We start from the raw sequence: 18,107 nt of genomic DNA, 5'->3' as shown, positions 1-18,107 counted from the left end.
TAATTCGTTACTATTTTTTAATCTAATAACAAATTATGTTTTTTCATATGTTTCTATTTTTTCTTTCTAAATTATTCCTTTTCCCAATGAGCTTCTGTTCCCTGAGGAGCAGCTCCGCCCTGAGCTTGTGTTACAGGAGGCTGCTCTTGATTGATATGATATACATAGGCCGCAATCTTTTCAATCTCAGCTCCGGAAACCTCTCCGTTTTTACCAAATGGTCTCATTGCCGGGTTAGTAGGAGAACCATTCCAGTCCATATGAAATACATTCTTAAATAATGTTTTCTCAGGCTGATTGATCCAGTAGTTATCAGTCAGGTTGGGTCCGATACCTCCACTCCCGTCTTCTTTGTGGCAAGAAGCACAGTTGGTTTTAAATAATTCCTTACCTTCTGCAATGTTGTCTGCTGAATATTTAGCGGTCTCAATTGTTACAGGAGGTTGAGTTTTTTGGTACTCTTCTATACTTGCAATCTGCTCCTTATATTCTTGCTCATATTCGCTTAACGGGTGAGCGAAATCTGTGAAAGAGAACGCTGCGATATATACAATACAAAAAGCAGTCCCAAAATAAAATAGCCCGATCCACCATTTTGGTAATTGATTATCCAGCTCCATAATTCCATCGAAACCATGGTCTATAAGGATATCTTTTTCTTCTGTAGCAGATTGTTTTTTGAATGCACTGTCATACATTCTTCTTAAGAAAGGAATTTTCTTTTCTGCCAAATATGCTGCTTTTTCTTCTGCAGATAATTTTTTGAATTTATTATTCTCAATTAAATCTCCAATGGCACTGTGGATGTATGCAAGGATAGAGGCTATCACTACAGTTCCCCAGAAATATGGTGAGCCTAGAAACGAGTAGCTTTGTACAAACAAATAATAAAAAACTATTAAAAGTCCAATTATTATTACAATGTTTACAACAACCGGTGTTCTTTGTTTCATAATAAATAGTTTAATTTTTTAAATTAAAATCATCTTCATCATCCCCCAGCGGCGCTTCTTCTTCTTCCTTGTAATATTTTTTAGGTCTGCTAAAAACATATATTACTAGAGCTACGAAGAACAGCATAAAGAAAATCAGTGCCAGTGTCTGGTAAAAACCAGCATTTTCTGTATTTGATAATATATCTTTAAAGTTCTGAGGAATCATATGAACCTTTTAATGTTATTAGTTATTACTTGCTGTTTTTATTTCAGTTGTTTTGATATCTGTACCTAATCTTTGAAGATAAGAGATAAGAGCTACAATTTCTTTTTTCTCCAATTCTCCTTGAGGTCTCTTAGCATAAGCTTGTTTCAGGTCATTTGCTTCAGAGAATATATCTTTTACAATTTTCGCAGCCTGGTTGTCTGCCCATTTATTGGCAGAATCAATTTCAGCTTTTGAATAAGGTACATCGAAAGCACCTTTCATCAACTTCATTTTATCTACCATTTTAGTTCTGTCTAGATTAGTAGCAATCAACCAAGGGTAACGAGGCATGATAGAACCTGCAGATGTAGATCTTGGGTTATACATATGTTTATAGTGCCAAGAACTTGGGTTTTTACCTCCTTCTCTGTGTAAATCTGGTCCTGTTCTTTTAGAACCCCATAAGAATGGTCTGTCATACACGAATTCTCCTGCTTTGGAATATTGCCCGTTTTTCCCGTTAAATCTTACAATCTCATCTCTGAACGGTCTTACCATCTGAGAGTGACAGGCATTACAACCTTCACGAATATAAATATCTCTACCTTCTAGTTCCAGTGGTGAATAAGGCTTCACTGCTGAAATTGTAGGTACGCTTTTCTTAAGTGATAGAGTAGGAATGATTTCAATAGAACTACCAATTGAGATAGTAAGTAAAGATAATATAGCCATTAGTGTTGGCATTCTTTCTAACCACAGGTGAGTTCCTTCCCCTTCTTTACGTTTGTTTCCGATATTGGCCAAAGCAGGTGCTTCTGCAGGAACTTCTTTTTGGAATGATCCTCTTCTGGCAGTAGCTACCACGTTAATAACCATTAAAATTGCTCCTGAAAGGTAGAATAAACCTCCAACGAATCTCATTTTAAAGTACGGAATAATAGCAGTTACCGTATCCAGCCAGTTTTTCCATAATAATGTTCCGTCCGGGTTAAATTGTTTCCACATTAATCCCTGAGTGAACCCTGAAATATACATTGGTACGGCATAGAAAATAATACCTAATGTACCTAGCCAGAAATGCCAGTTGGCTAATTTTGTAGAATATAATTTTGTTCTCCACAAGATTGGTACTAAATAATAGATAACCCCGAATGCCATGAAACCATTCCACCCAAGAGCTCCTAAATGTACGTGACCGATAACCCAGTCTGTAAAGTGACCAATTTTGTTGATATTTTTTGTAGCTAAAAGCGGTCCTTCAAACGTTGCCATACCATAACAAGTAACAGCCACAACGAAGAACTTCAAAATAGGATTTTCTCTTACCTTATCCCAGGCTCCTCTTAATGTAAGAAGGCCATTCAGCATCCCTCCCCAAGATGGAGCAATAAGCATGATGGAGAAACCTGTTCCTACAGCCTGAGCCCAAGCGGGAAGGGCTGTATATTGTAAGTGGTGAGGACCAGCCCAGATATACACGAAGATTAATGACCAGAAGTGAATAATAGACAGCTTGTAAGAGAAAACCGGTCTGTCAGCAGCTTTTGGTAAGAAATAATACATCAAACCTAAAACAGGAGTCGTCAATACGAATGCCACTGCATTGTGGCCGTACCACCATTGAACGATAGCATCTTTTACTCCTGCATATGCCGAATAAGATTTCCAGCCTGTGAAAGATAACGGAACTTCAAGGTTATTAAAAATATGTAGCATTGCCACTGCAATCCACGTTCCGATGTAGAACCAGATGGCAACATACAGGTGTCTTACCCTTCTCTTAGCAATAGTCAGGAACATGTTGATACCGAAGATGATCCATGAGAATGCAATCAAAATATCAATCGGCCATTCGTGCTCAGCATATTCTTTAGATGTATTAATACCCATAAAGAATGTAATTACTACTGCCACAATCATGATTTGCCAAGTCCAGAAATGTAGCCATGATAAAGTATCGCTGTACATTCTTGTTTTTAATAATCTCTGTAATGAGTAATAAATACCGGTATATACGATATTACATACGAAAGCAAAGATTACACTACTTGTGTGCAACATTCTAATTCTACCAAAACCAAATGCACCATGTGTGTTTATTAAGCCTTGAATATTACCTGATGCCAAACTATTGATGGTAGTATCATCAGTCCCGAACAAAAACTCCGGTAATTCAGGGTAGAAAAGCATTAATGCTGCGGTAAGCCCAAACAAGAACCCTACGATCCCAAAAACTATGGTCGCATAAAGGAATGCCCGAACAATACTGTTGTCATAACTAAACTTTTGTGTTTCCATATCAACTATTCACTTTTTTCTTCAATTTTATTATTTTCTCCTTTTTCTTTTTCGTCTTTCTTTTCGTTGCCAGTTTCCTTCTTTTCCTTCACTTCACCGGAGTCAAAGAGAATTCTCACAGCTGGAGATTCATCATCTTCAAACTGTCCTTTCTTGGCGTTGACTATAAAAACGACCAAGAAAACAGCAGCCAAAGAAACGCTGCAAAGGATCATTAAATATAGAATATCCATCAGACAACAAAATTAACCTATTTTCGGGGTTCAAATTTAGTGAAAAATAATGACATTCATCACGAAATACGGTTTTCATCTAATTTAAAATCAGTCTAAATAAGGGGCTTTTAAGCCTGTTTTTTGAAATGTTTTCTTCCAAGAATCCATGTGGAAAATGTAGTAAACGAAACAACGGTTATAGAACTTGCGGGCATTATTAATGCTGCAAAAAGAGGATGCATATGTCCTGTAACTGCGTAGCTTAAACCAACGATATTGTATAAGAAACTAATTATAAATGTCATTTTCACAATTGTGATAGATCCCTTACAAACATTCAGGTATTTGTCTAATGTTACTACTTTTTCACCATTCATAATAACATCTGATGAAGGTGTAAAGCTGTTGGAGTCATCTGCAATTGCAATTCCGACGTTACTTTGCTTCAGGGCTCCGGCATCATTTAGGCCATCGCCAAGCATGGCAACTTTCATTTTTTGATCCTGAAGATTTTTAATGTAATTCAGTTTGTCTTCCGGGTTTTGGTTGAAAGCCATCCCTTTATAATTCGGAATAAGTTCTTTCAGTTGATTTTCTTCTGAAGAGTTGTCTCCACTTAAAATGAAGACATTATAATTTGTAAGTTTTTTAAATAAGTTTTGAAGATTTTCACGATACTCGTTTTTAAAGATAAATTTTCCTAAAAACTCATTATTTTTGCTGATGTAAACTGCTGTTTCAAGGTTTTTGGACGCTTGATTATTGTATCTTGCAGAACCAATTTTGTATACGATCCCTCTTACGCTTGCTTCATAACCTTTTCCTGAAATCTCCTGGAAGTTTTCTACAGGAAAATAATCGTCATTTACTTCAATGAATTCATAAAGCGACTTTGAAAGAGGGTGATTGGAGTTTTTTAATAAAGTTTTGATATTCAGTAAATCAAATTCATTTATCTCAGAGCCTTCATATTTTATATTTGACTTCTTTCTGTGGGTAATTGTTCCTGTTTTGTCAAAAACGATAGTGTTGAGTTTTGCTATTTTTTCAATGGTTAAAGTATCTTTTACATAAAATTTATTTCGCCCTAAAATTCTCATAATGTGTCCGAAAGTGAAGGGAGCGGACAGCGCAAGCGCACAAGGGCAGGCGATGATCAAAATCGCGGAAACTACCTGGAACATTTTCTCTAAATCAACAAATGACCAGTAAATTCCTGAAATTAAAGCAATACCTAAAATAATGAAAGTGAAATATTTACTGATGCGATTCGTTAGTGTGTCGAGCCCTGTTTCATGCTTTTTAAAAGCCTCTTTATTCCAAAGCTGAGTCAGATAACTTTGATCGACATTCTTAATAACCTCAAGCTCAAGAGAGGAGCCGATTTGCTTTCCTCCCGCAAAGATTTTGTCTCCGGGGTGTTTGCTGATACTTTCGCTCTCTCCGGTAATAAAGCTGTTATCTATATTTCCTTCTCCATTGATTAAAATAGCATCCACGGGGATGATTTCCTGATTTCTAACAAGAATTCTGTCTCCTACTTTCACCTCGGAAAGTAAAATATTATTTTGTTTTCCTTCAAAATCAACTTTGGTTACGGCAATCGGGTAGAATGATTTATAGTCTCTATCGTATGAAAGAGCGTTATAAGTCCTTTTCTGGAAAATTTTTCCTAAAAGCATGAAAAATAAAAGCCCACAAAGAGTGTCAAAATAGCCTGGCCCATAATCCGTTACTATTTCATAAACACTTCTCCCGAAAAGAACAATGATTCCTAAAACAATCGGAACATCAATATTTACAATTTTATTTTTTAAACCATACCATGCGGATTTGTAATAGTCTGAAGCAGAATAAAATACGACGGGAATGGCCAGGATACACATCAAAGTCCTGAAAAGTCCTTTATAATGATCCATCCAATAATCTTCTCCGCCAATATATTCCGGGAAAGCTAAAAACATTCCGTTCCCGAAAGCAAATGCAGCAATGGCAAATTTTACAAGCAGTGATTTATCAAGATGATCGACATTTTTGTCGGCTGTTTCAAGGCTAATGACAGGTTTGTATCCTAAATTTGTCAAAAAATTAGCTAATTCGCTTAATTTTAGTTCGTTGTGATTGAAAGAAACCTGTAAGGTTTTCCTTGTGAAATTAACCTGGGAATATTTAATTCCGTTATTTATAGTATGAAGACTTTCTAATAGCCAAATACAAGAAGAACAGTGGATTACAGGAATTTTGAAAGTGATCAGACTCGTATTTCCTTCTGAAAAATCCGTTACTTTTTCGAAAATTTCAGGAGTGTCTAAATAGTCATACTGGGTGGAGTTTTCATCATTAGGTCGAATTCCGGCTCTTTTATTAAGTTCGTAAAAGTTACTTAAGTTATTGATATTCAGAATTTCATAAACAGATTTGCAACCGTTGCAACAGAAAGTCTTTTCATCAAACAAAATTCTTTCCTTTTCGATATCTTGACCACAATGAAAACAGTTCTCGCTCACCTCATAAATTATTGAACCACAAAATTATAACAATTTTTTTTGTTTATCGAGTTAAAAAGTTCTATTTTTGTGATAAATGTCATATAAAATGTCGCAGGAACAACAGATTGCAATTGAAGAGAGGTTCGCCAGAGTTTTTAATGATAAATCATTTAAGGAAAGACTTTCCAGTACTGATTTTGAGAAATACATTAATGCAAAAAAGAAGCTGAGTTTTCAGAAGCATGATACTATTTTCGAGGACGGGGAAACTCCAAAAGGAGTATACGTATTGGAGAAAGGTGCTGCTAAGCTGTCAAAATCGGGAGCTTTTGGGAAAGATCAGATTTTAAGATTTATCAAAGAAGGTGACATCATCGGCTATCGTTCTTTACTTTGCGGAGAAAATTTCCAGGCAAAGGCTGAGGCAATGACAGACATAGAGGCCACTTTTTTACCGGCTGATGTATTCATGTATCTTTTGGAAATTGATCCTCAGCTGTCTTTCGTAATGCTTCAAAAGATTTCTTACGAATTGGGGGAATCATCCAATACCATTACTTTCCTTGCACAAAAAACGGTAAGAGAAAGATTGGCAGAAATTTTATTGCTGTTGGAACAGAAATTAGGAGTTGATCCTGAAGGTTTCATCAAAATTTCTTTGACAAGAGAAGAAATTGCCAATATTATTGGTACAGCTACTGAAAGTGCTATTCGTTTGATTTCCGAGTTTAAAGGTGACAGTCTTATCGAAGTAGACGGTAGAAATATCAAAATTCTCAATCACGACAAATTAATGAAACTAGGACACGTGGTTTTATAAATCATACAAAACTTGAGTCGGCGGAAGCCGACTTTTTAACTTTTAAAAATAGATAAATTATGTCTGTTCATTCTGAAATTAAAAAAGTTACGACTGAAACCTTGCGTAAAATGAAATTCGACAAGGAGAAAATAACGATGCTTACGGCATACGATTATACGACTGCGAAAATGGTAGATGCGGGGGGAATTGATGCTATCCTGATAGGAGATTCTGCAGCTAATGTGATGGCGGGTTTTGAAACGACGTTGCCAATTACTCTGGATCAGATGATTTACCATTCTCAAAGTGTAGTCAGAGGAACTGACAGGGCTTTGGTTATTGCTGATTTACCTTTCGGGACATATCAGAGTAATCCTGAGAAGGCATTGGAGTCTGCAGTAAGAATGATGAAAGAAGGAGGAGCTCACGCAGTGAAAATTGAAGGAGGAAAGGAAATTTCAAAATCTATTAAAAAAATTATCAATGCTGGAATTCCTGTAATGGGACATTTGGGATTAACGCCTCAGTCAATCTATAAATTCGGAACATATAAAGTAAGAGCAAAAGAAGAAGCTGAAGCTGAAAAATTAATTGCTGATGCTCAAATTTTGGAAGAATTAGGATGTTTTGGTGTGGTTTTAGAGAAAATTCCGGCAGATTTAGCTAAAAAAGTGACAGAGGCTATTTCAATTCCAACAATCGGAATCGGGGCAGGTCTTCATTGTGACGGTCAGGTTTTGGTGTATCATGATATGGTGGGAATGAACAAGGGTTTCAGCCCGAAATTTTTAAGAAGATATCTTGATTTGTATACTGAAATCACGGGAGCGGTAGCTCAGTATGTGAAAGATGTAAAAGGACAGGATTTCCCTAACGAAAACGAAAGCTACTAATTAATGAAAAACCAACAATCTATACAAGGAATTTTATCTGTTGTCGCATTGATTTGTCTTGCGGCTGGATGGTTTAATTTCTTCTCTCCCGAAATTAATCATTTACTTTCAAGAAAGGTTTTCTATATTCTTATTGGGATAAGCTTTTTTCTGCAGGCACCTTTACTTACAAATAAAAATTTTATGTATGCAATGTATGCAGCGGCTGCGATTTGTGTAATAGGAGCCTTTTTACCGGAAGATTCTAAACTTGCATCACTAAAGACTATTGGGCTTTTGGGTGGGATTATTCTTTCATTTGTAAACAGGCCTACTTATCGTCAGTAAATCATGGAGGAGCAGATTGTTTATGAGGACAACCATCTTTTGGTGATTAATAAAAAAGTCGGGCAGCTTGTACAGGGCGATAAAACCGGCGACGAATCTTTATTAGAATCAATTAAAAATTTTATAAAAAAACGAGATGCTAAACCCGGAAACGTGTTTCTGGGTTTGGTTCATCGTATTGACAGACCGACTTCGGGTTTGGTGATTTATGCTAAAACATCCAAAGCTTTGTCCCGGTTGACTCAGATGGTTAAAAATCGCGAAGTTAAAAAGACGTATTGGGCTGTTGTAGCAAAAGATATGATTCCTCAGAATCAAAGGCTGGTTCATTATTTAAAGAAAAACGAAAAAAATAATAAAGCAATTGTTTTTCCAAAAGCAACAGATGGAGCAAAAGAAGCAATCCTAACTTACAATGTCATTAAAAGTTTAGATAGTTATCTTCTTCTAGAAATTGATTTGGAAACAGGAAGGCATCATCAAATCAGAGCTCAGCTATCGAAAACAGGAGTTCCTATAAAAGGGGATTTAAAATATGGTTCACCCCGTTCAAATCCGGATGGAGGAATTAATCTTCACGCCAGAAAACTGGAATTTATACATCCTGTCACTAAAGAGAATATTGAAATTATTGCTCCCGTTCCGCAAAATGATGCGATTTGGAGAGCTTGTGAAAATGGCTAAGCCTACGATAATTAAATTAAAAAATAAAAAAGACTGTCTCAATCCGGAACAGTCTTTTTTATTTAAACCAAATTTTGTTCATTTCAAAAAAATGTCTAACTTCGCCCCAACTTTAGGGGTGTCTGTTTATAAAACATTATAAAACAGGCTGAGATTTTACCCTTTGAACCTGATTTCTAGATCATACTAGCGTAGGGAAAAGTGAGATGACTTGCTGTACATTCTATTGTACAATGATGGGCATTCCTAAAGTGTATTTAAAAATTTAGGAATGGAGCTCACAATTAATCACACACTCAGAACTTTTGATATACTTCCCGAAACGCTGGAAGCATTATTAACTATTGAAATACCCCAAAAAAGGAAGGGTATCGCAGTAGCGCTCAACAATCGCATTATTCCGCAGCCATTCTGGGCGGGAACATTTCTCAACGACAAAGATTCAATTTTAATTATCACTGCTACACAAGGCGGTTAATTCTCATAAAAACCCAATCATTTTATGGCACATAACATCACACGTTCGCCGTTTCCGAACTCAAAAAAAATCTATGTTAAAGGGAAAATTCATCCCATCAATGTAGCGATGCGAGAAATACAATTAAGTCCGACGAGGCTTACCAACGGAACTTTAGAAGATAACCCTCCTGTTACAATTTATGATACATCAGGGCCTTATACTGATGAAAATTCAGAAATTGATATTGAAAAAGGGTTGCCAAGAATAAGGGAACAATGGATTTTAGACAGGCATGACGTAGAAATTCTGGATGGGATTACTTCTGAATACGGAAAAGCACGTCTTGCTGATTCAAAACTGGATGAATTGCGTTTTTCTTACAATCACAAACCGAAAGTGGCTAAAGAAGGTCAGGAAGTTACACAATTGTATTACGCTAAAAAGGGTGTCATCACTCCTGAAATGGAATATATTGCCATCAGAGAAAACCAACGGATTGAGCAATTGGATTCAGTTTCAAAAGAAATGGCTTTTCAACATCAGGGAAACAGTTTTGGGGCAAAAACTCCGAAAAATAAAATTACTCCTGAATTTGTAAGAGCCGAAATTGCAGCGGGCAGAGCGATTATTCCCAACAATATCAATCACCCTGAAAGCGAACCGATGATTATCGGGCGGAATTTCCTGGTTAAAATTAATGCCAATATTGGAAACAGCGCCGTTTCATCAAGTATTGAAGAAGAAGTTGAAAAAGCAGTCTGGGCTTGTCGATGGGGAGCAGATACCATCATGGATTTGTCAACCGGAAAAAATATTCACGAAACACGAGAGTGGATTATCAGAAACAGCCCGGTTCCAATCGGAACAGTTCCGATTTATCAGGCTTTGGAAAAAGTAAAAGGGGTTGCAGAAGATTTAACGTGGGAAATTTTCAAAGATACATTGATTGAACAGGCAGAGCAGGGAGTTTCTTATTTTACAATTCACGCCGGGGTTTTGTTGAGATACATTCATCTGACTGCAAAACGCGTTACAGGAATCGTTTCCAGAGGAGGCTCTATCATGGCAAAATGGTGTCTGTACCATCATAAAGAAAACTTTTTGTACACTCATTTCGAAGACATCTGTGAAATCATGAAAAGATATGACGTTGCTTTTTCTCTGGGAGACGGTCTCCGTCCGGGATCAATTGCTGATGCCAATGATGAAGCACAGTTTGCAGAATTGGAAACTTTAGGAGAGTTAACAAAAATAGCCTGGAAACACAATGTTCAGGTGATGATTGAGGGGCCCGGTCATGTCCCGATGCACATGATTAAAGAAAATATGGATAAACAATTGGAAGAATGTCACGAAGCACCATTTTATACATTAGGTCCTTTGACGACGGATATTGCTCCTGGTTACGACCACATTACTTCGGGAATCGGGGCGGCAATGATTGGATGGTTTGGTTGTGCGATGCTTTGCTATGTAACACCGAAAGAACATTTAGGACTTCCGAATAAAGAAGATGTAAAAGTAGGAGTTATTACTTATAAACTGGCTGCTCATGCTGCTGATTTGGCGAAAGGACATCCCGGGGCGCAGTACAGAGATAATGCTTTAAGTAAAGCCAGATTTGAATTCAGATGGGAAGATCAGTTTAATCTTTCATTAGACCCAGATACAGCACGATCGTATCATGATGAAACACTTCCTGCGGATGGTGCAAAGATTGCCCATTTTTGTTCAATGTGCGGGCCAAAATTCTGTTCGATGAAAATCACGCAGGAAATCCGTGAATCTGCCGAAAAAGGGATGTTCGACAAATCACAGGAGTTCATCGAAAAAGGGAAAGAAATTTATATATGATCATCGTTATCACTCCTGAAAAAATTACAGAGAACGAAACTGGTATTATCAATGAATTGTTTCATGAAGGCTTGGATTTGTTACATATCAGAAAGCCTTTTATAAGTTCAGAAGAAATGATGGGTTTTATTCAACAGATAAATTCAGAATTTCATTCTCAACTGGTTCTGCACAGTCATTATGGCTTGACTGAAGATTTTAAGATTTCAAGACTTCATTCCAGAGAAACTGACAGGCAAAATGGGGTGTTTAAATCTTTTACAGATAAAATAATTTCAACGTCTGTTCATGACATTGAAACCTTTAATGAATTAGGTGAAGAATGGGAATATTCATTTATCAGTCCTGTTTTTCTGAGTATCTCTAAAAAAGGATATGGTGAAAATTCGGCTATTTTAAATGATATTAAAAAACAGGATAATCCAAATGTGAAATTGATTGCTCTAGGAGGAATTGATGAAAACAATATTAACCAAGTTTTTGACAATAATGTTGATGGAGTGGCTTTATTAGGAGCGATTTGGGAAAATAATGAACCAATAAATATTTTCAAAAAATGCAGAAAGAACGGCCTTTCGTAATGAGTATTGCGGGCTACGATCCAAGTGGCGGAGCAGGTTTGTTGGCAGATATTAAAACCTTTGAACAGTTAAAAGTTTACGGATTAGGAATTTGTACAGCAATGACAGTTCAGACAGAATCTCAATGCCTGAGCCTAAATTGGCAGCCTTTGGAAGACATTTTATTGGCAATTGATGTTTTAATGAAAAATTATTGCGTTGAAGCTGTTAAAATTGGAATTGTAAAAGATACTGCATTTTTAACTCAAATTGTAGAAAAAATAAAATCTGTTAATACTGAAACAAAAATTATCTGGGACCCGGTTCTGAAAAGCACTTCCAAGTTTTCTTTTTTTGATGTAAACACGATTCCGCACTTGGAAAATATTTTACAACAAATAGATTTAATTACTCCAAACTATAATGAATACCAGGTTTTAAAGGAAAGTAATCTGTTAAAAAAAACAGAAAATTCAATTTCAGTTTTAATTAAAGGAGGACACAGAAACGATAAGTTGGGAACAGACATTTTAACGGTCAAGGGGAAAGAAATCCCAATTCAGCCAAATGGTGACACTTCAGTATATTATCCGAAACATGGTTCGGGTTGTGTACTTTCCTCTGCGATTGCGAGTTATTTAGGTTTGGGGAAAAATTTAGAAGAAGCCTGTCGAAGCGGGAAGTTATACATCGAAAAATTTTTAACAAGTAATCCTGCTTTGCTGGGATTTCATTCAAATTAATAATGGAAAAATTACAATACATTTCTCAGGGATTTACAAGAGAAGACCAGGAATTAAATATCCGAAAAGCTCTTGATAATGGTATAAAATGGATTCAGGTTCGCTGGAAAAATGCTCCTCAAAGTGAATTTGTCAAACTTTGTGAAATCTCAAAAAGGCTATGCTCAGACAATCACACGGTTTGTATTATTAATGACGATGTTCAGATTGCAAAAAAGATTGATGCAGACGGAGTTCATTTAGGTTTAAAAGATGTATCCATTGATATTGCGAGATATATTTTAGGAGAAAGCAAAATTATCGGAGGAACGGCAAATACAATCTCAGATGTTCTCCAAAGGATGAATGAGCCGTGTGATTATATTGGTTTGGGGCCTTTAAGATTTACTTCAACCAAAGAACAGTTAAGTCCGATTTTAGGTTTTGAAGGTTATCAAAAAATCATCCAAAATTTAAAAGAAAAATCATTAGAAATTCCAAAAATATTCGCCATTGGAGGAGTGATTTTAAATGATATAGAATTATTACAGCAAATCGGAATTCACGGAGTTGCAGTTTCAGGACAAATTACCCACCAGCCTTCCATTATCAATGAATTTAAAACAGCAATGCAATGAAATAGTGATTACATGGTCTTAAAAAAATAAAAATATTTATATGAAAAATCAACCATTACTAATAGCAGACAGAGTTTTTGAATCGAGACTGTTTTTAGGAACAGGAAAATTCGGAAATCTTTCGGAAATGACCGATTCCATTGTTGCTTCAGGAAGCGAGATGGTAACAATGGCCTTGAAGCGTATCGACTCCCAATCTTCAGAAGATGATTTGTTGAATGCCTTAAAACCTGCAAAAACCCATCTTTTACCAAACACATCCGGAGCAAGAACAGCGAAAGAAGCTGTTCTTGCTGCACAATTGGCAAGAGAAGCGCTGGAAACCAATTGGGTAAAGCTGGAAATTCATCCTGATCCCAAATATCTCTTGCCTGACCCGATTGAAACCCTGTACGCAGCAGAAGCATTGGCAAAATTAGGATTTATTGTAATGCCTTACATTCACGCCGATCCGGTTTTATGCAAACGTCTCGAAGATGCAGGAACAGCAGTTGTGATGCCTTTGGGAGCGCCGATTGGTACAAATAAAGGTTTGAGAACATTGGATTTTTTAGAAATAATTATCAGCCAAAGCAATGTTCCTGTTGTTGTTGACGCTGGAATTGGCGCACCTTCCGATGCAGCAAAGGCAATGGAAATGGGCGCTGATGCGGTTTTGGTAAATACAGCGATTGCGGTCGCAGGAAATCCTGTGAATATGGCATTGGCTTTTAAAGAAGGCGTAATTGCCGGAAGAAGAGCTTTTGAATCCGGATTAGGAGCAATTGCACAACATGCAGAAGCATCAAGCCCGCTGACTTCTTTTTTATTTGATTAAAATTTAATTTTATGAAAAGTTTTAAAGATTTTTTTGAAAAATATCAATGGGATGAGGTAAAAGCGAAACTTGAAAAAGTGACTTTATCCGATGTTGAAAAAAGTCTTCAGAAAAATAATAAAACAATAGAAGATTTCCTGAATTTTCTTTCACCTGCTGCTTCTCAGAAATTAGAGATGATGGCGAAAATGACTCAGCAAATCACCCAAAAACGTTTCGGCAAAACGATTCAGTTGTATGCGCCGTTATATTTGAGTAATGAATGTCAGAATATTTGTACCTACTGCGGTTTTAGTTTGGATAATTCCATTAAAAGAAAAACGCTTTCTGACACAGAATTGATGATTGAAGCAACGGTTTTAAAATCAATGGGTGTAAATCATGTTTTGCTGGTAAGCGGAGAAGCGAATAAAATTGTAGGGATTGATTATTTCCTGAATGCTGTTCGTTTGCTGAAACCACATTTTGCCAATATTTCGATTGAAGTACAACCTTTGTCAGAGGAAGAATATCGACGGCTTCACGATACGGGTGTGAATGCCGTTTTAGTGTATCAGGAAACCTATCATCAGGAAGTTTACAAAGAATATCATCCGAAAGGAAAGAAATCAAATTTCAATTTCCGTTTGGAAACGCCTGACAGAATCGGGAAAGCCGGAATTCATAAAATGGGGTTGGGAGTTTTGCTTGGCTTGGAGGATTGGAGAGTTGACAGTTTTTTCAATGCGCTTCACATCGATTATCTTCAAAAACAATATTGGAAAAGCAAGTTTTCGGTTTCGTTTCCAAGACTTAGGCCTGCAGAAGGAATTATTGAACCAAATTTTGTCATGTCAGATAGAGATTTACTCCAATTAATTTGCGCGTACCGAATCTGGAATGAATATTTGGAAATTTCAATTTCTACAAGGGAAAACGAAAAATTCAGAAATAATATTATTTCATTGGGAGCTACGGCAATGAGTGCGGCCTCTAAAACCAATCCGGGAGGTTATGCAGTGGATAAAGAATCTCTAGAACAATTTGAAACCAGTGATGAAAGGAGCATGGAGGATATCAAAAATGTGATTAAAAAATCCGGTTACGATCCCGTGATGAAAGATTGGGATTCTGTGTATAGTGGAATTTAAAATCTTAATGGTTTAAATTAAAATAGGGTAATGAAAAACAAAGATATTTTTGCACGATACAGCCGACAGATTTTTATTGAAGAAATCGGTTTGGAAGGTCAAAGAAAGATAATAAATTCTAAGGTTCTCGTAATTGGAGCGGGAGGCTTAGGAAGTCCTGTTATTCAATATTTGACTGCGGCGGGAGTTGGTACTTTAGGCGTTGCAGATTTTGATGAGGTTGAATTGCATAATTTAAACCGACAAATCATTCACAACGAAAATTCTGTTGGAAATTTGAAAGTGGAAAGTGCAGAAGAGTTCGTGAAAAATCTGAATTATCAGGTCAATTTTATCGGAATTAAAAGTAAAATTGAAGAATCGAATGCGGAAGAAATTATTTCTCAATTTGATATTATTGTTGATGGTTCGGATAATTTTAAAACGAGATATTTAGTTAATGACGTTTGTGTAAAATTGCAAAAGTCTTTAGTGTATGGGAGCATTTTAGGTTTTTTGGGACAGATTGCCATTTTCAATCATAATAGAAGTAGAAATTTAAGAGATATTTTCCCTGAACCTCCTTTTGATGAAAATCTTCCGGATTGCGATAGTCTCGGTGTTTTGGGTACTCTGCCCGGAATTGTGGGAAGTATGATGGCGGATCAGGCTTTGAAAATAATAATGGGTCTACCATTAAATATAAATCAAATGACGTTAGTCGATACCCTAAGCTGGAAATTTCAGACGATTGATTTTTAAATTATATTTTGTTTTATAAAGAAACGAGTCAGCAAAATATTTGCTGACTCGTTTTCTTAATTTATTTAGGATTATATTATTGTCCCTGTGGTATTACACCGCCGTTATCCTCTTTTTTTGTTTGATTTAAAATATTCGCGTCTTCTTTTGCTAATTTATTTTTTGTCGGAATTTTATAATTAATAGAAAGTCCGAAATTTCTAGTATCATATTTGCTGCTAATGATAACCGGGGTTCCGGAAGGTGGATTAGAACGTACCTGCATTACCTGTCCGTTGAAAATGTCATTGGCAAAAACAGAAAGCGTCAAGCGGTTGTCCATGAATTTTTTTGTCAGCGTAATGTCAAAAGAATTGTTGAATGGTTTTTCTGCCGTAAAGTAGAAATAGCCCGCTTTGGGAGTCAGGTAACTGTAATTTGCCGTTAGTTTGATGTCTTTAGGCAAAATTATTTGGGTCATGATATTGAAAATCCAAAACCCTTTATTGTTTAAATTATCAATGTCATGTTTCTGATAACCAGCATATAGATACATGAAATTAATCTTGTCAGGATTAAAATTAAACTTCATGATTTCGCTTAGCGGTTTACTGAAAATCATGAAGGGAATAGGAAGTCCAACGTTAAAATTATGAATTTTCATATTCGAAATATTCACTTGTTCGTTGTATAATTTTCTTCCGTCTTTTCTGATAATCTGCGCAACCTGATTGCTTGCCGAACTTACGCTGTAACCCATAAATGCATAATCAAAAGCTGAAATTTTCAATTCGTAGTTATCAAAAATAGTTGGCTGTAAGTTTGGATTACCATTAACTTCTGTACTTGGCCCGGAGAATGTTACGTTATTCGGATTCAATGCAGAAATACTCGGTAAACTGATCTTTTTGTTGTAATTCGCTGCAATATAGACTTGGTTCATCATGTTATATTGAACACTGGCATTCGGGAAAAGTTTAAATTTATTGAAGGGAATCAAATCGCCTTCCACCAATTTCGTGTCTTTATCCAAATATCTTGTAACTCCCGAAATATCATAATTTTCGGCCCGAGAACCTAAAGTAAAATCAAATTTTTTCAATTTTGCCTGAAATTCCAAATAGGTTGAAGCCGTTTGCCTTTGATATTCCAAGTTCGTTAAGCCAAAACTTTCCGTATCAAAATCCTGCCTTTCATATAGGCCTCCAAAGCTTACTTTTCCGCCGTCAAGAAGTTTTATAGGCTGAGAATAATCTATTTTGAAATTGGCAATATTCATGACGGAACGGTTATTCAAAATATCTTTTAAACCGCTTGTTGCACTATTGATTGGCAGATTGGGAGCATCTGCAAATTCACCATCCTGGAAGAAATTATCCTGAGCAAATTTGCTGTCTGATCTGGTGTATCCAAACTGGAAATCTAGTTTTTGAGATTTATCAGCAAAACGTTTTTGATAAGTCACAACGGCTTCCTGTCTCAAGTTATTGGTATGAGCAACATCTGAAGAATTATAAAAAGCTTCTCTTAAATCATTGAGATTGTTTTCAAAAGGTAAGTCTCCGTGGCCGTTACTCAAAGTGTAGTTATCATTATTATTGTGATAAATATCGTAGTTTAATAATAATCTGTCTTGTCCTAAATCAAAAGTTAATCCAGATTTAGCAAAATATCCACGGCTGTATCTATCTGTTTTACTGGTAAGTAAATCGTCCTGCTGACCATTCAGCATACTTTCGCGGTAGTTTTGACCAACATTTAATTGCCATCCGAAAATTTTGTTTCTTGCATTTAAATTAATAGAATTCGTAGTTCTGCTTCTGAATTGATCATAATCCGTAAACGAGTAATTTCCTGAATACGTAGCGGTTAAATATTTATTAGCATTTTTATTTGTAATAATATTCATGATAGCACCACCCGAAGTTGCAGGAAATTCTGCGCCGGGCTGAGTAATTACTTCAATTCTGTCTACCGAATTTGCAGGCATTCCTTCAAGGAAAGAATTTAATTCGTTAGAAGTGATATTTAAAGGTCTTCCGTTCAGGTAAACATCGAGCATTTTTCCCTGATACATCATTCCTGCAATATCTGTAGAAACTAATCCCGGAAGTTTTTTGATTCCTTCTAAGACATTTCCGTTATTAAGCTGAGGTTGTTCTGAAAAGTCAAAAATTGTACGATCTGCTTTTTGTTCAACGGCTTTTTTAGTTTTTGTAATAGTGACACCTTCAATTTGTTTTTCCTTGACCGGGTTATTGTTTTTTTCTTGGGCGTAAGTAAGTATTGTTCCCAAAAAAGATAAAGCAATAATTGTTTTTTTCATAATGTTTTTTCTACTACTCAGTTAGACGC

At 36.1% G+C, this 18,107-nt stretch carries 18 protein-coding genes and 1 riboswitch; of the genes, 12 read left to right on the top strand and 6 right to left on the bottom strand.

Annotated elements, in window-relative coordinates; translation table 11 throughout:
• Window positions 1-71 precede the first annotated feature (71 nt).
• The 5 genes from ACM39_RS16215 to ACM39_RS16195 form a co-directional block, all read right to left on the bottom strand.
• Entirely contained in the window at window positions 72-953 is an 882-nt protein-coding gene (locus ACM39_RS16215; protein WP_048512091.1) for a cbb3-type cytochrome c oxidase N-terminal domain-containing protein, read from the bottom strand.
• A 10-nt stretch (window positions 954-963) separates the two neighbouring features.
• Window positions 964-1,161 (bottom strand): cbb3-type cytochrome oxidase subunit 3, encoded by a 198-nt coding sequence (locus ACM39_RS16210; RefSeq protein WP_048512090.1) that lies wholly within the window; start codon window positions 1,159-1,161, stop codon window positions 964-966.
• An 18-nt stretch (window positions 1,162-1,179) separates the two neighbouring features.
• A complete protein-coding gene (gene ccoN, locus ACM39_RS16205; RefSeq protein WP_048512089.1) occupies window positions 1,180-3,441 on the bottom strand; it encodes a cytochrome-c oxidase, cbb3-type subunit I in 2,262 nt (753 codons plus the stop codon).
• Window positions 3,442-3,446: 5 nt separating this feature from the next.
• Window positions 3,447-3,674, bottom strand: coding sequence for a cbb3-type cytochrome oxidase assembly protein CcoS (ccoS, locus tag ACM39_RS16200; RefSeq protein WP_048512088.1), 228 nt, complete (start codon window positions 3,672-3,674; stop codon window positions 3,447-3,449).
• 110 nt (window positions 3,675-3,784) lie between these two features.
• Complete coding sequence (locus ACM39_RS16195; RefSeq protein ID WP_048512087.1) at window positions 3,785-6,163, bottom strand: heavy metal translocating P-type ATPase; 2,379 nt, start codon at window positions 6,161-6,163, stop codon at window positions 3,785-3,787.
• 88 nt (window positions 6,164-6,251) lie between these two features.
• On the opposite strand from ACM39_RS16195, the gene ACM39_RS16190 reads away from it, so the two are divergent.
• The 12 genes from ACM39_RS16190 to ACM39_RS16135 all read left to right on the top strand — a co-directional run bounded on the left by ACM39_RS16190 (window position 6,252) and on the right by ACM39_RS16135 (window position 15,773).
• The gene (locus ACM39_RS16190) at window positions 6,252-6,965 is read left to right on the top strand and encodes a Crp/Fnr family transcriptional regulator (RefSeq protein ID WP_048512086.1); all 714 of its coding nucleotides are present in this window, start codon (window positions 6,252-6,254) and stop codon (window positions 6,963-6,965) included.
• A gap of 59 nt (window positions 6,966-7,024) precedes the next feature.
• On the top strand, window positions 7,025-7,840 hold the full coding sequence (panB, locus tag ACM39_RS16185) for a 3-methyl-2-oxobutanoate hydroxymethyltransferase (RefSeq protein ID WP_048512085.1): 816 nt from the start codon (window positions 7,025-7,027) through the stop codon (window positions 7,838-7,840).
• A 3-nt stretch (window positions 7,841-7,843) separates the two neighbouring features.
• The gene (locus tag ACM39_RS16180) at window positions 7,844-8,167 is read left to right on the top strand and encodes a hypothetical protein (protein WP_048512084.1); all 324 of its coding nucleotides are present in this window, start codon (window positions 7,844-7,846) and stop codon (window positions 8,165-8,167) included.
• Window positions 8,168-8,851 (top strand): RluA family pseudouridine synthase, encoded by a 684-nt coding sequence (locus tag ACM39_RS16175; protein WP_048512083.1) that lies wholly within the window; start codon window positions 8,168-8,170, stop codon window positions 8,849-8,851.
• Between the two features lie 104 nt (window positions 8,852-8,955).
• Window positions 8,956-9,066, top strand: a riboswitch (TPP riboswitch).
• Between the two features lie 56 nt (window positions 9,067-9,122).
• Entirely contained in the window at window positions 9,123-9,329 is a 207-nt protein-coding gene (gene thiS, locus ACM39_RS16170; RefSeq protein WP_048512082.1) for a sulfur carrier protein ThiS, read from the top strand.
• Window positions 9,330-9,353: 24 nt separating this feature from the next.
• Window positions 9,354-11,165, top strand: a complete 1,812-nt coding sequence (gene thiC, locus ACM39_RS16165) for a phosphomethylpyrimidine synthase ThiC (RefSeq protein ID WP_048512081.1) — start codon at window positions 9,354-9,356, stop codon at window positions 11,163-11,165.
• The gene (locus ACM39_RS16160) at window positions 11,162-11,746 is read left to right on the top strand and encodes a thiamine phosphate synthase (protein ID WP_048512080.1); all 585 of its coding nucleotides are present in this window, start codon (window positions 11,162-11,164) and stop codon (window positions 11,744-11,746) included. Before thiC ends, ACM39_RS16160 begins: the two co-directional genes overlap by 4 nt.
• Complete coding sequence (locus ACM39_RS16155; protein ID WP_082140628.1) at window positions 11,722-12,468, top strand: hydroxymethylpyrimidine/phosphomethylpyrimidine kinase; 747 nt, start codon at window positions 11,722-11,724, stop codon at window positions 12,466-12,468. Before ACM39_RS16160 ends, ACM39_RS16155 begins: the two co-directional genes overlap by 25 nt.
• Before the next feature lie 2 nt (window positions 12,469-12,470).
• Entirely contained in the window at window positions 12,471-13,085 is a 615-nt protein-coding gene (locus ACM39_RS16150) for a thiamine phosphate synthase (protein ID WP_082140627.1), read from the top strand.
• A 40-nt stretch (window positions 13,086-13,125) separates the two neighbouring features.
• Window positions 13,126-13,902 carry a thiazole synthase gene (locus ACM39_RS16145; RefSeq protein ID WP_048512077.1) on the top strand — a complete coding sequence of 259 codons (777 nt, stop codon included), beginning with the start codon at window positions 13,126-13,128 and terminating at the stop codon, window positions 13,900-13,902.
• Between the two features lie 11 nt (window positions 13,903-13,913).
• A complete protein-coding gene (thiH, locus tag ACM39_RS16140; protein ID WP_048512076.1) occupies window positions 13,914-15,032 on the top strand; it encodes a 2-iminoacetate synthase ThiH in 1,119 nt (372 codons plus the stop codon).
• Window positions 15,033-15,062: 30 nt separating this feature from the next.
• Window positions 15,063-15,773, top strand: a complete 711-nt coding sequence (locus ACM39_RS16135) for a HesA/MoeB/ThiF family protein (RefSeq protein WP_048512075.1) — start codon at window positions 15,063-15,065, stop codon at window positions 15,771-15,773.
• Between the two features lie 76 nt (window positions 15,774-15,849).
• On the opposite strand, the gene ACM39_RS16130 is transcribed toward ACM39_RS16135, so the two are convergent.
• Window positions 15,850-18,078, bottom strand: coding sequence for an outer membrane beta-barrel protein (locus tag ACM39_RS16130; RefSeq protein ID WP_048512074.1), 2,229 nt, complete (start codon window positions 18,076-18,078; stop codon window positions 15,850-15,852).
• Window positions 18,079-18,107 lie beyond the last annotated feature (29 nt).

The sequence above is a fragment of the Chryseobacterium sp. FH2 genome, from assembly GCF_001045455.1.
Taxonomy (GTDB): Bacteria; Bacteroidota; Bacteroidia; order Flavobacteriales; family Weeksellaceae; genus Chryseobacterium.
This window is presented reverse-complemented; position numbering and strand designations above follow the sequence as displayed.